This is a genomic window from Sporosarcina beigongshangi (assembly GCF_033485195.1).
Taxonomy (GTDB): domain Bacteria; phylum Bacillota; class Bacilli; order Bacillales_A; family Planococcaceae; genus Sporosarcina; species Sporosarcina beigongshangi.
This window is the reverse complement of sequence record NZ_JAWLIR010000001.1, coordinates 21,465-35,101: the sequence shown is the minus strand read 5'-3', so window position 1 is coordinate 35,101 and position 13,637 is coordinate 21,465. Positions and strand designations below refer to the sequence as shown.

The window sequence follows — 13,637 nt, the reverse complement described above, 5'->3', positions numbered from 1 at the left end:
TCACTACTAGTATACGTTGTGCACTTCCGAATTTCAAGTTCGTTGCAATTGGTGTAGAGACGTTAGAATTTGTTCCCGCTAGCACTTTTTATAACACATGAACGTAACTCAATCAGCAGTATTTTCACCGCCACGGTAAGGGTGGTAAATTATGAATCTCTAAGTATGACAAATCAATTTCTTCTTCGTTATTAATTATCGAAATACTGGGGGTTAAGTGTATTTTGATGCGTATATGGATGCAATTGGTTGACGTATTGATAGGAGGTGTTGTCATTTGCTCTATTGCAGTCGCTAGGCGGACCAATAAATGTTGATGGCTTAACGGGAGCAATTGCTTTCTCCCATTGACCTTCATCAAGACAATAGGTGTGCGCCATAATATTGGCAGGCGTTAATGTTAAAAGGTCAGAGCCTAGAATTACTTCCGGAGTTGACGCATCAAAAATTCCTAGAAAATGAGTGTCATTAGCCGTGGCTACCATGTAATGCCACCAGCCTTGAGGTACGTTTGCTACCTGTCCGGCTGTAATAGGATAATCTTGAATTTGCTTTGTAAAAGGATTGAGTAACGATACAGTAACAGCACCAGAAATACAATAGAGTAGCTCTGCGGCATGTTGGTGGTAATGAGGCTCAATCACATTATCAGCGTTAAGAAAAATATCAAGCAAAGACACATTTTCTAGCGTGTTTAATTGATTGATGCCAAGTACATTAATAAAATTTTGATTATTTTTCTTGAAAAGCGGACTGTTATTTACATCAAAAGTGAACTGTGTTGCCGGTGACGTGTAATCGATAATTGACCCCATAAGTACATCCTTCCGTCATAATCTCAAATATGCGTAGTTCGCACATTTTTACAGGGTATGTATGAATTCATTTTTGTGTGATGATTGCTAATAAGCAATAGCTTGCCAAAAGTATATACATGCATTTATAATGGGAACTAATGTTCTTGTCTGGTGGAAAGGAGGAAGTACAAATGATTCGCGATCGAGGACGTATCAAATGGACAGCGATGATGTTGCCAGAACACTTGGCGAAGTTACGTGATTGGGTTGGTGAAGATGACTTTGAAGAAAAACCGGATATTGACGAATGGACTCTACAAGAGTTTCAACAGCAGTTGGCCATTGCATATCAATCGAACTGTGAAATTCGAGTCAAGACATGGAACATAGGGGTGCTTGCTAATATAACAGGCATCTTGACTAGAATCGACGAACAAGCCCGGCTCATTTACATAACGGATGGGTTAACAGTGCAGAAGATATTGTTGAACAGCATTGTCGGAATTGAAACGATTACGACGGATTAATTAGCTCTAGTGGTCATGCTCGTCTACTTGCTCCTTCAAGACAGTTAATAGCATAAAACCTTCAATGAATAAATCTTGATCGCAGCCTTCCAGTGTATATGTGAGTACTTGTTGACCATTTCCCGTGATAAGATCCGTACAGGTCATAGTAAATTTGGCAGGATCATTTCCTTTGTTGCTATTTTTGGACCGGTCAATTTCCAAATCGATGGATGAACCATCGAAAGTCAGATTGTAAAGTGTCGGTTCTCCCTCAAGTGTGTAATTCGCAATCCGTATAGAATCTGGCTTATCCCTTTCGACACTGTCCAAGAACAATTCAAAGCTTGGAAAATTATAAACGGGACCATTCATATTAATAACATCTCCGTTTTTCACTGCTTTTTCGCTATCATATGAACAGGCTGATACTAGTACTATTCCGAGAATCCAAAGTAAGTACAAAAGTTTCCGCATTTTATCCCTCCGGCAATTAACTAGGTCTTCACCTTCACTATATGGTTTTATCACGCGTTATATTACTGTAGTTACTTCGAAAACCGAATAATTTAAAACTCGGACCTTTTCTATTGTTCAGACATTTGCTAAACTATTCAAAGGGCAATTTGAAACAGTGGAAATCTAAACGCTCTGCAGATTCAAATTTCAGATCCAATTAGACCAAGGTATAATTGATTTTTAAAGAAAAGTAGGGGAAGCCAAGTGAAAGTTTTAGTACAATTGAGTTGGTTTTTTAAACAACAGAAAAAGCAATACATATTTGGCATTGCTATGCTTGTTTTTGTATCGCTCTTGCAGCTCCTCCCTCCGAAAATTATCGGAATTATCGTTGATGATATTACGCTAGGTGAATTGACGGCTGGGGGGCTGACAAAATGGCTTATTATTTTAGGAGTGGCGGGCATTCTCATGTATGTTGCGCGTTTCTATTGGCGCGTGATGATTTTTGGTTCAGCCGTACTACTATCTCGTAAAATGCGTGAAAAATTATTCAATCATTTTACAAGAATGTCACCTTCCTTCTATCAAAAAAGAAGAGTAGGCGATTTAATGGCCCACGCTACAAATGATATTAACGCTGTACAACAAACGGCGGGTATGGGCGTTTTAACACTGGTCGACTCCATCTCAACAGGTGGATTTGTTATTTTGACAATGGCGATTACTATCAATTGGAAACTAACATTAATTGCCCTCATTCCATTGCCGTTTATGATTTTCATGACGGGTTATTATGGGAAGTTGCTGCGAAATCGTTTCCGCTTTGCGCAAGAAGCTTTTTCTAATTTGAATGACAAAACACAGGAAAGTATATCGGGCATTAAAGTCATCAAAACATTTGGCCAGCAGCAGGAGGATATTGAGGATTTCACGAATTTATCGACTGATGTTGTCGCTAAAAACATGCGGGTTGCTAAAATCGATGCATTATTCGATCCGACGATAACAGGAATTTTTGCGATTTCATACATTTTGTCGTTCTTTTTCGGAACGAAGTTTATCATGGCAGGTGACATGTCAATCGGGGATATGGTGGCGTTTAGTACATACCTGGGCCTCCTTGTGTGGCCGATGCTGGCATTTGGGTTCCTGTTTAATATTGTGGAACGTGGAAATGCATCCTATAGCAGGATTACAGAACTATTATCTATCGAACCAGAAATTAAAGACCTACCCGGCGCCATCGATAAAAGGCCAGAGGGTGATCTCTATTTCGATATCGTTGAATTCAAATTCCCTGATGACGAACGCCCTGCTTTGTATAATGTTCACTTCACGTTGCAGCGAGGAGAAACGATGGGAATTGTAGGGAAAACGGGTTCGGGGAAAACTGCTATTTTGAAATTATTGCTCCGGGAATTTGAAGGGTACAAAGGTAGCGTGGTCTATGGGGGAAGCCCAATCAACCAGTACAAGCAGCAGCGTTTACGGGAATCCATCGGCTATGTGCCACAAGATCATTTCTTATTCTCAACAACACTATCTGAAAACATTGCGTTTACCAATCCTAACATTGCGACCGAGAAAATTTATGAGGCGGCACGACTTGCGCATATCCATGACGACATTTTAGGGTTTACAGAAGGCTATGACACTGTGGTCGGCGAACGCGGCGTATCGTTATCAGGTGGGCAAAAGCAACGGGTTTCCATTGCGCGTGCGTTAATTATGGAGCCAGAATTATTGATTTTGGATGATTCCTTGTCGGCTGTTGATGCGAAAACAGAGGAAGCTATTTTGGAATCGCTCAAACAAACACGGACAGGTGAAACGACGATTATTACGTCACACCGTTTAAGTGCCATCCAACATGCGCATAAGATCATAGTCCTCGACGAAGGAACAATTGTAGAGGCGGGAACGCATGAGGAGTTAATTGAGATGGATGGTAAATATAAAGAAATGTATGATTTGCAACAACTAGAAGTACTTGTCGAACAAGGAGGTGAGGGGTAATGTCGATGGAGAAACAGCCAAAACTAACAGCAAAAGATCAATGGTTGGTTTTCAAAAGACTGTTAAGCTATGCTATCCCTCATAAAAAAAGTATACTCATTGCGCTTACCTTATTGATATTGACGACGATTGGTACGATTGTAGGACCGTTAATCATTCAGCGCTTTATCGACAATCATTTGACACCGATGAGCTTTCCGTGGGATACGATCGCGACGATTGCAATTGTATACATTGTGATTCAAGTATTCATTGTCGTGGTGTCCTATTTCCAGCTAATGCGTTTCCAGGATATCGCATTGAAAATCATTCAGCAAATGCGGATTGACGTGTTTTCAAAGGTTCAAGGACTTGGAATGCGTTACTTCGATAAAACACCTGCAGGTAGTATCGTGTCACGCGTTACAAATGACACGGAATCGATCAAAGAAATGTTTGTCAGTGTCATTGTCACGTTTTTACAAGCAATTTTTATTTTGATTGGTGTCTATATTGCTCTCTTCTCACTGGATCGTAAGTTAGCACTGATATCGCTAGTATTATTGCCTTTAATCCTCCTGGTGATTGTCGCCTACAGACGCTATAGCGCTGACTTTTACCAAGATATAAGGGAACGTTTAAGCCAGCTGAATGCCAAAATTGCTGAATCGTTATCAGGTATGGGGATGGTTCAGGCATTTAGACAGGAAGACCGTCTAGAGGCTGAATTCGATGCGATTAATGAAAAGCATTTCCGAGCGGGAATGCGCAATATTAAATTCGATAGTGTGCTACTTGGACCTGCGATTGACCTGCTATATGCAGCAGCAATTGTATTCGTTCTCGGTTATTTCGGATTTATGTCACTTGACAGTGCAGTTGAAGTAGGAATTCTTTACGTTTTCACTACATTAATCGGTAAGCTTTTCCAGCCTATTCAGCAAGTCATGCAACGCCTCTCGATTTTTCAACAAGCACTCGTCTCTGCTTCGCGTGTCTTTGTATTGATGGATGATTCTGATATGGAGCCAGAGCAACAAAGCACTAGCAATGCAACTATCCAAGATGGAAAAATTGAATTTCGTAATGTGACATTTTCGTATGATGGGCAAATGAATGTGTTGAAAAATATTTCATTCACAGCGAACGCAGGAGAAACGGTTGCTCTCGTTGGCCATACAGGTAGCGGGAAAAGTTCCATCATCAACTTGCTTATGCGATTTTATGAATACGAACACGGGGACGTCTACATTGATGGTATCTCATTGAAGGAATTTTCAAAGCAGGAACTGCGTCAGAAAATGGGGCTAGTTTTGCAAGATCCCTTCCTGTTTTACGGGGATATTGAAAGTAATATCCGTTTGCATGATCAGGAGATGACCTCTGCCGAAGTGAGAGCGGCCGCTGAATTTGTGCAAGCAAATGAATTTATTGAAAGGTTACCTGACAAATATGCACAAAAAGTGACAGAACGCGGCTCGACTTTTTCTAGTGGGCAGCGTCAGCTTGTCGCATTCGCACGGACGATTGCAACGAATCCCAAAGTGCTCGTTCTCGATGAAGCAACGGCAAACATTGACACAGAAACGGAAGTCGCTATCCAGGCAAGCTTGGAGAAGATGCGCAAAGGACGTACAACAATCGCCATTGCTCACCGTTTGAGTACTATTCAAGACGCAGAACTGATACTTGTTCTTCATAAAGGTGAAATTGTTGAACGTGGAACACATCAGGAATTGTTAACACAACAAGGTCTTTATCATAAGATGTATTTGCTGCAAAATGGCATTTTAGAAGACAGCATTTAGAATATAACCCGGCTCAAACGTACTTTTATTCGGTACATGTGAGCCGGGTTAAATGTATACTATAAAAATGTCATAAACTGTTCACAGACAAATAAGGCGTATTTCGGTGCTTCTTTTGATACGATTAGGTTAGAAAAGATAGAAGGGAAGAGAATAATGGCACCAGACTTAAATCTATTTCTCGCTTTCGGCGCCGGATTTTTAAGCTTTATATCTCCTTGTACATTGCCTTTGTATCCAGCATTCTTATCGTATATTACGGGCATGTCATTGGATGAATTGAAATCGGATTCGAAACGCATGAGTAAAAGTGGAATGCTGCATACGCTGTTCTTTTTAATTGGATTTTCACTTATTTTTATTGTACTTGGTTTTGGATCATCATTCCTAGGCCGGTTCTTCATTGAAAATCAAGAAATTCTAAGGCAAGTGGGAGCTATTTTCATTGTCTTATTTGGTGTGATGATCGCCGGTATATTTACACCCAAGTTTCTTATGCAGGAAAAGAAGCTACAATTTAAAAATAGACCTTCTGGCTACGCTGGGTCCGTGCTAATTGGGCTTGGATTCGCAGCGGGTTGGACGCCATGTTCTGGACCTATCATCGGAGCCATTATCGGATTAGCTGCTGCCAACCCGGGGTCAGGTATGGTGTATATGCTATTATACGTCCTTGGTTTCGCGATACCATTCTTCATCCTCTCGTTCTATGTGACCAGGCTTAGCTGGATTCGGAAATCAAGTGGCATCATTATGAAGGTGGGCGGCTACATTATGATTGCAGTCGGGATTCTATTGTTTTTCGATGGTATGACGTACATCATCAGTTTATTGAGTCCGATTTTTGGAGACTTTACAGGTTTTTAATTTGGAAGGGGATCACTCATGGAACAAATAGCTTCGTTTGAAGATTGGATTGAGACAATCGAGCGAGAAAATGAGTTACTTCTTTTCGTGAAAACCAATAATTGTTCGGTCTGTGATGGATTATATCCACAAGTAGAAGTCTTAAAAGCGGACTATCCAATCCCTTTTTATCAAGTAAATATAGCGCAAGTACCGGAAATAGCGGGACAGTTGTCATTGTTTACGGCACCGGTTGTCTTGTTGTTTTACGAAGCTAAGGAGTACACGCGATTTGCTAGGTTTGTTCGGATCGAAGAGTTAAAGCAACGCTTAGCGGAGCTTATTGAACGGGGGAAACCAGATTGAGCGAATTGGTTGAAATGATTTTCACAAAAGTCCCCCCCGTTTATCTTATTATCGGTTCAACGGCAATCGCATTGTTCATGGGAATATTAGCACTCATCGTTCGAACAAAGGCTGCCAAAAAGCCGGTGACTGCGAAAAGGATTATCCTACCGCCTCTTTTTATGTCAACCGGTGCACTGATGTTTATATTCGAAGAATTCAGGGTACCTCCGTTGCAAATTGTGGAGGCACTCATTGTTGGGGCACTATTCTCCATCATTTTGATTAAAACGACACACTTCGAACAGAAGGACAATGGCATTTACGTTAAACGTTCAAAAGCGTTTCTATTCATCTTACTGGGACTACTCATTGTTCGGCTGGTCGGCAAGCTCATCCTGAGCAATTCGATTGACGTTGGTGAATTGGGTGGCATGTTTTGGATTCTTGCATTCGGCATGATTGTTCCATGGCGAATTGGCATGCTGTCGAAGTTTAACTCACTTCAGAAAATATAATAACAAGAACTAAACTAAAAAAAGATGCTCACACAATTTGTGTAGGCATCTTTTTTGGTTACGCCTCGCCAAAATTTGTGATATTCGCGGGGGGCTTTTGTAGAATGATGTTAAAATAGATGTTCATAGGGAGTTAAATCAATATCCATAGATGATAGCTTTTTCCGTAGAAATTTATGGTCCCGTTTTGGCGTCGCCTGTATATAACCGCGAATAATAAGATCATGATTAATTTTCGGTGCTTTTTCATCTAATGCAATCTCACCAATTTTCCCGGCGATTTTTTGCTTGGCAACAGGTCGGAATAACTCTGGTACTGGGGTGACGAGCTCGTTGAGTAGTAATTTAGCTTCGTCATTCCAAAGATGAAGGGAACTCTCCACATAATGCTCTTCCCAGTCAAGCGTCGATTTACCATCTGCTTTCGGAAATACTTTGAGAAATTTCCGAAACATGAAGAAGCCGCCTATGGCAAAAAGTCCAACGAGAACAAAGGTCCATAAAGTAATCAACCACATAAATAAATCTGGCAATAGTCTTCACCTCTTCCATATCTATTCACCATTATAAGAGTATCAGTAAAAAAATACACGAACAATGTATTTCTAAGCTTAATTTATACTGAGCCCCTTAAAGTGAAGCGGACTTCACAAAATCGTCAAAGTTTCAAGGAGTGATTATCGACTCGTTTGCTTGTGAAGGTGAATTACATCCGCTATGATAAACGTATAAACAGTATAGTGAGGGATAAGAAGATGCGTAGAAATTTATTATTACCGTATATTTTACTTGTAGTACTTGTCCTGGCAGCTTGTTCAGGACCAGGCGGCTTCAAAGCAGACTTTGAATATCAAATCGCACCGTTTGAATTTACAAATCAGCATAATGAGCAAGTTTCGCTTGATGATTTGGAAGGACAAGTGTGGTTATCTCAATTTATATTCACAAAGTGTACATCAGTCTGCCCACCGATGATGGTGAATATGGTGGACATCCAAGCAAAACTAGCTGAAGAAGGCGTAGAAGACTATAAAATCGTATCATTTAGCGTCGATCCAGAAGTGGATACACCTGAAGTGTTACAAGAGTATCTTGATATGTTCGATACAAAGGACCAAAGTAAGTGGGAAATGCTAACGGGTTACACAATGGAGGATATTTCGAAGTTTGCGCTGGAATCTTTTAAGACAATTGTAGTTGATGATCCAAACTCTGACCAGGTGACACATGGTGTTCAATTTTCACTCGTCAATCAGCAGGGACAAATCGTCAAAATGTATAAAGGCGATACGGATGTCCAATTTGAACAAATTGTTAAAGATATGAAAGCACTTATTAAAGCAGGTGCTTAATCAGCATATGTAAGACTGGAACTGATGGGGTGTAAAGAGTCATGGCAAAAAAGAAAAATAAAGGGTTGTCTATGAAGGTAAAAGCACTGCTCATTATTCTTCTTATTCCCGTGGCAGTTACCGTTTTTACATTGACGGCTATCATCTGGACAGGCTTACAAAACCCAGAACTGATTCGGAAGTCAGCAAGCGCACTGCTTGAGATAAAAGAGCATCATAGTGCGACGACGATTCCGGAAGAATATATCCAAGTGTATAAAGATGCGGCAGAATCCTACGGTATTCCGTGGACACTATTAGCGGCACATCATCGGATTGAAACTCGTTTTTCGACGATGGATCCTCTTCTTTCACCAGTGGGGGCAGAGGGACATATGCAGTTCATGCCCTGTACATTTGTAGGATGGGGTTACCCAGGTTGTAGTGGACTTGGTAAGGGAGAGATTCCAGAAAAGGATAAAACGAATCCAGCCATTATAAAGCAATATGGTGGCTATGGTGTAGATGCAAATGGTGACGGTATTGCCGACCCATATGATATTGAAGATGCCATGCATAGCGCTGCGAAATACCTAGCGAAAAGTGGAGCGGCCGATGGCGAGCTCGAAAAGGCGATTTTTGACTACAACCGTAGTGAAAAATATGTACAGGATGTTCTTTATTTTTTCAATGAATTTGAGGCATATCGTATTGAAATGGAAAACAAATAATAAAAAGATGGACCTCCGTTCAAAGGGGTCCATCTTTTTATTTGAACTTTCGGCGGATGTCACGAATTTCGAATTACGCCTCAACGTAATTCATACTCATGTAGCTCTACGCATGGTTTTCATGATAAAGCTCACAATGAAGACAAGGATTATCGCACCAATCAGGGCTGGGAAGACGTAAAAATCGGATACTCGCCAACCCCATTGGCCAAGAAGTTTACCGCCAATCCAAGCTCCGATAATACCAGCAATGATATTTCCGAAAATGCCGCCTGGAATGTCTTTCCCTAAAATCATACCAGCCAACCAACCGATGATTCCGCCGATAATCAAAAACCAAATAAATCCCATTGCATTCCATCTCCTTTGAAGTAATTCGTAGTTGCTTCTGTAGTATTCACAATAACCTTCTTTACAATACTTTAAACAACAAAAACGAAAAAATTACCAGAGATTTCAGAGGAGGTTAGCGGACAATTGTAGCACCTAACGTATTTTCAAAATGACGTAGTGCCCATTCATGACCCGCAGAATCGAAACTTGCGACACCTTGTTCATGAATAAAGATATCGAAACCACGGTTATAAGCATCGACAGCCGTGTGAAGGATACAAATATCTGTACAGACGCCCACAAGATGTAATTGTGTAATTTGTCGTGTCCGCAAAAGTAGCTCCAAGTCAGTTCCGACAAATGCGCTGTAACGCGTTTTGTCCATCCAGTGGATGTTTGCCTTTCGCGCCTCATATAACTGCTGAAGAGATCCATATAAATTTCTGCCGGCAGTCCCACGAATATTATGAGGCGGGAACTGATTCGTTTCAGGATGGTACGGATCGTCAATTTCATGCACATCAACCGGCATGGCAACAAAATGACCTTCATCTAAAAAGGTTTTTGTCAATTCTGTAATATAATTTTCAAGCGCCATCCCAGGTTCTCCACATGTTAATGCGCCGTCTTTAGCAATAAAATCGACCGTATAATCAATGACCATTAATGCTTTCTTCATACTAAATCCACTCCTTTTTATGTTGGTCTATTTATCATGTCCTATCCAAACAGCTTGTTCAAGTCTATTCTTAATGTATAGAATAATTAAATAACTTTATTTTAAGTAAAAAATGTTCTAAGAGGCTCAAAAGAGGGTATGTATTTGTGAGGTCTTCGCATTCGTGAGGAGAAGTAAATAAGCGATTCCTTTGCAAAGATTTGAATGCTGTCATTAGTGGCTGTAAGCTCTAAAACGATAATCCGCTTGGTCATTACAATTACTTATGAAAGACTATAAATATAATGTATTTTACTTATGTACGTTGGTATTATATGATGGACTAGAGAAAAGTTGCTTATTTGTCTTCAGCTTAAGACAGATAAAGCCTCCGGTGGATGTCACGGATTTTTTAGGTGGAGCTTCAATTCTCTTCGAGAAAATCCGGACACAATTACGCCGGGCGTAATTGATTTACAGCCTTTTCAGCAGTTTTAGTAGAAAAAAGGAGGAATTCAGTAATGGCAAAAAGCAATTTGCACAACAGCCGTCAATCTTTCGATTTGAATGGCAAGACGTATAACTATTATCGTCTAGCTGCACTCGAAGAAGCAGGCATCGCAAACATTTCAAAACTACCTTATTCCGTAAAAGTACTACTTGAATCCGTACTACGTCAACATGACGGTTATGTCATCAAAGACGAACACGTAGAAAATCTAGCAAAATGGGGCAAAGATGCGGACGCGGATGCAGAAGTACCATTCAAACCATCACGTGTTATTCTTCAAGACTTCACAGGTGTACCTGTTGTCGTTGACCTTGCAGCACTTCGTTCAGCAATGGCGAAAATGGGTGGAGATCCTAACAAAATCAACCCTGAAATTCCGGTTGACCTAGTTATTGACCACTCTGTACAAGTTGACCGTTACGGAACACTTGATGCATTGCAAAAAAACATGGAGCTTGAGTTCGAGCGTAACGCAGAGCGTTATCAGTTCCTAAGCTGGGCACAAAAAGCATACGATAACTACCGTGCAGTACCACCGGCAACAGGTATCGTTCACCAAGTTAACCTTGAGTACTTGGCAAACGTTGTCCATGCGATTGAAAACGCAGATGGTACATTCGAAACATACCCAGATACACTTGTTGGAACGGATTCACATACAACAATGATCAACGGTATCGGTGTACTTGGATGGGGCGTTGGCGGTATTGAAGCGGAAGCAGGTATGCTTGGACAGCCTTCTTACTTCCCAATTCCAGAAGTTATCGGTGTTAAATTGGTTGGAGAGCTTCCAAACGGAACAACTGCAACTGACCTAGCACTTAAAGTTACACAAACACTTCGTGCACACGGCGTTGTTGGTAAATTCGTTGAGTTCTTCGGACCAGGCGTTGGTAAATTACCACTTGCAGACCGTGCAACAATTGCTAATATGGCACCTGAATACGGTGCAACTTGTGGTTTCTTCCCAGTCGACGAAGAAGCGCTTAACTATATGCGCTTAACAGGTCGCGAAGAAGAGAATATCCAAGTCGTTAAACAATATTTGGTTGAAAACGATATGTTCTTTACAGTGGATAATGAAGAGCCAACATACACAGAAGTAGTTGAAATCGATTTATCTCAAATCGTAGCAAACCTTGCTGGACCAAAACGTCCACAGGATATGATTCCACTTACAGACATGCAACGCTCATTCAACGATGCAGTTGTAGCGCCTGAAGGGAACCAAGGCTTCGGTTTCACACCAAAAGAACTTGAAAAAACGTCTACAATCAACTTCGAAGACGGACGCACTGTTGACCTTAAAACAGGTGACCTAGCTATCGCAGCGATTACATCATGTACAAACACATCTAACCCATACGTTATGTTAGGTGCAGGCCTTGTTGCGAAAAAAGCTGTTGAAAAAGGACTTACGCCACCAGCTTACGTGAAAACGTCATTAGCACCAGGTTCAAAAGTTGTAACAGGCTACCTACAAGATTCAGGTCTTGATGCTTACCTAGATCAAATCGGATTTACAACAGTAGGGTACGGCTGTACAACTTGTATCGGTAACTCTGGACCACTTCTTCCAGAAATCGAAAAAGCAATTACAAGCAACGATATGCTGATGTCATCAGTCCTTTCAGGTAACCGTAACTTCGAAGGACGTATCCACCCACTTGTGAAAGCAAACTACTTGGCTTCACCGCCACTAGTTGTTGCTTATGCATTGGCTGGAACTGTCGACATTGACTTTGATAAAGATCCAATTGGTCAAGACAAAGAAGGTAATAACGTCTTCTTTAAAGATATTTGGCCAACAACGGAAGAAGTACAGGACGTTGTGAAAGCAACGGTTACACCTGAACTATTCCGTAAAGAATATGCGCGCGTATTCACAGAAAACGAAGCATGGAATGCAATCGAAACAACAGATGATTCCTTGTATGATTTCGATGAAAACTCGACATATATTCAAAACCCACCGTTCTTTGAAGGACTTGCGAAAGAACCGGCTGACATTCAAGCACTTTCAGGGCTACGTGTTATCGGTAAATTCGGAGACTCTATCACAACGGACCATATTTCACCAGCAGGTGCAATCGGTAAAGATACGCCAGCAGGGAAATACTTGACAGATAATGGCGTTAGCCCACGTTTCTTCAACTCTTACGGTTCACGCCGTGGGAACCATGAAGTGATGATGCGCGGTACATTCGCGAATATCCGTATCCGTAACCAGATTGCAAAAGGTACAGAAGGCGGCTTCACTACTTACTGGCCGAATAAAGAAATCATGCCGATTTATGATGCAGCGATGAAGTACCAAGAAGACGGTACAGGACTTGCGATCATTACAGGTAAAGACTACGGAATGGGCTCTTCACGTGACTGGGCTGCGAAAGGGACATCACTACTCGGTATCAGAACAGTTATTGCTGAAAGCTATGAGCGTATTCACCGTTCAAACCTTGTGATGATGGGTGTACTTCCACTTCAATTCATGAAGGGTGATAGTGCTGAAACACTAGGCCTAACGGGTGAAGAAGCAATCAGCGTTAACATCGCGGAAGGCGTAAAACCACGCGACATCTTGAAAGTGACAGCAACAGCTACAGACGGTTCTGTTAAAGAATTTGACGTGCTTGCACGTTTCGACTCTGAAGTTGAAGTTGACTACTACCGTCATGGCGGAATCCTACAAATGGTTCTTCGTGATAAAATGAAAGAAGCTTAATTTTTTGGAAAAGGTGTCCGATTCACTCGGACACCTTTTTTTAAGTCCTTTTTGTATAATGAATAGTGAGG

14 protein-coding genes are annotated in these 13,637 nt (G+C 41.1%); 9 read left to right on the top strand and 5 right to left on the bottom strand.

What is annotated here, in order from left to right:
- Nucleotides 1–191 precede the first annotated feature (191 nt).
- A complete protein-coding gene (locus tag R2B77_RS00165) occupies nucleotides 192–815 on the bottom strand; it encodes a cupin domain-containing protein (protein WP_203248784.1) in 624 nt (207 codons plus the stop codon).
- A 173-nt stretch (nucleotides 816–988) separates the two neighbouring features.
- Here R2B77_RS00165 and R2B77_RS00160 point away from each other — a divergent pair, with 173 nt between their 5' ends.
- Nucleotides 989–1,324 (top strand): YolD-like family protein, encoded by a 336-nt coding sequence (locus tag R2B77_RS00160; RefSeq protein WP_203248785.1) that lies wholly within the window; start codon nucleotides 989–991, stop codon nucleotides 1,322–1,324.
- A gap of 6 nt (nucleotides 1,325–1,330) precedes the next feature.
- On the opposite strand, the gene R2B77_RS00155 is transcribed toward R2B77_RS00160, so the two are convergent.
- Nucleotides 1,331–1,780 carry a DUF4362 domain-containing protein gene (locus R2B77_RS00155; RefSeq protein ID WP_203248786.1) on the bottom strand — a complete coding sequence of 150 codons (450 nt, stop codon included), beginning with the start codon at nucleotides 1,778–1,780 and terminating at the stop codon, nucleotides 1,331–1,333.
- Between the two features lie 246 nt (nucleotides 1,781–2,026).
- Between R2B77_RS00155 and R2B77_RS00150 the strand changes: the two genes are divergently transcribed.
- The 5 genes from R2B77_RS00150 to R2B77_RS00130 all read left to right on the top strand — a co-directional run bounded on the left by R2B77_RS00150 (nucleotide 2,027) and on the right by R2B77_RS00130 (nucleotide 7,277).
- A complete protein-coding gene (locus R2B77_RS00150) occupies nucleotides 2,027–3,781 on the top strand; it encodes an ABC transporter ATP-binding protein (RefSeq protein WP_203248787.1) in 1,755 nt (584 codons plus the stop codon).
- Nucleotides 3,782–3,786: 5 nt separating this feature from the next.
- The gene (locus R2B77_RS00145; protein ID WP_212391837.1) at nucleotides 3,787–5,568 is read left to right on the top strand and encodes an ABC transporter ATP-binding protein; all 1,782 of its coding nucleotides are present in this window, start codon (nucleotides 3,787–3,789) and stop codon (nucleotides 5,566–5,568) included.
- Nucleotides 5,569–5,724: 156 nt separating this feature from the next.
- Nucleotides 5,725–6,435: a cytochrome c biogenesis CcdA family protein gene (locus R2B77_RS00140; RefSeq protein WP_203248789.1), complete on the top strand. Its 711-nt coding sequence runs from the start codon at nucleotides 5,725–5,727 to the stop codon at nucleotides 6,433–6,435.
- Nucleotides 6,436–6,453: 18 nt separating this feature from the next.
- Nucleotides 6,454–6,780 carry a thioredoxin family protein gene (locus R2B77_RS00135; RefSeq protein ID WP_203248790.1) on the top strand — a complete coding sequence of 109 codons (327 nt, stop codon included), beginning with the start codon at nucleotides 6,454–6,456 and terminating at the stop codon, nucleotides 6,778–6,780.
- 14 nt (nucleotides 6,781–6,794) lie between these two features.
- Nucleotides 6,795–7,277, top strand: coding sequence for a CcdC family protein (locus R2B77_RS00130; protein WP_203248816.1), 483 nt, complete (start codon nucleotides 6,795–6,797; stop codon nucleotides 7,275–7,277).
- A gap of 110 nt (nucleotides 7,278–7,387) precedes the next feature.
- On the opposite strand, the gene R2B77_RS00125 is transcribed toward R2B77_RS00130, so the two are convergent.
- A complete protein-coding gene (locus R2B77_RS00125) occupies nucleotides 7,388–7,795 on the bottom strand; it encodes a DUF2621 family protein (RefSeq protein ID WP_212391839.1) in 408 nt (135 codons plus the stop codon).
- Between the two features lie 237 nt (nucleotides 7,796–8,032).
- On the opposite strand from R2B77_RS00125, the gene R2B77_RS00120 reads away from it, so the two are divergent.
- Entirely contained in the window at nucleotides 8,033–8,629 is a 597-nt protein-coding gene (locus R2B77_RS00120; RefSeq protein ID WP_203248792.1) for an SCO family protein, read from the top strand.
- Nucleotides 8,630–8,670: 41 nt separating this feature from the next.
- On the top strand, nucleotides 8,671–9,339 hold the full coding sequence (locus R2B77_RS00115; protein ID WP_203248793.1) for a lytic transglycosylase domain-containing protein: 669 nt from the start codon (nucleotides 8,671–8,673) through the stop codon (nucleotides 9,337–9,339).
- Between the two features lie 96 nt (nucleotides 9,340–9,435).
- Here R2B77_RS00115 and R2B77_RS00110 read toward each other — a convergent pair whose 3' ends face one another.
- Together R2B77_RS00110 and R2B77_RS00105 are read right to left on the bottom strand one after the other, a co-directional pair.
- Nucleotides 9,436–9,690, bottom strand: a complete 255-nt coding sequence (locus R2B77_RS00110) for a GlsB/YeaQ/YmgE family stress response membrane protein (protein ID WP_203248794.1) — start codon at nucleotides 9,688–9,690, stop codon at nucleotides 9,436–9,438.
- Nucleotides 9,691–9,805: 115 nt separating this feature from the next.
- On the bottom strand, nucleotides 9,806–10,351 hold the full coding sequence (locus tag R2B77_RS00105; RefSeq protein WP_203248795.1) for a cysteine hydrolase family protein: 546 nt from the start codon (nucleotides 10,349–10,351) through the stop codon (nucleotides 9,806–9,808).
- A gap of 500 nt (nucleotides 10,352–10,851) precedes the next feature.
- Here R2B77_RS00105 and acnA point away from each other — a divergent pair, with 500 nt between their 5' ends.
- Nucleotides 10,852–13,566, top strand: coding sequence for an aconitate hydratase AcnA (acnA, locus tag R2B77_RS00100; RefSeq protein WP_203248796.1), 2,715 nt, complete (start codon nucleotides 10,852–10,854; stop codon nucleotides 13,564–13,566).
- Nucleotides 13,567–13,637: the final 71 nt, after the last annotated feature.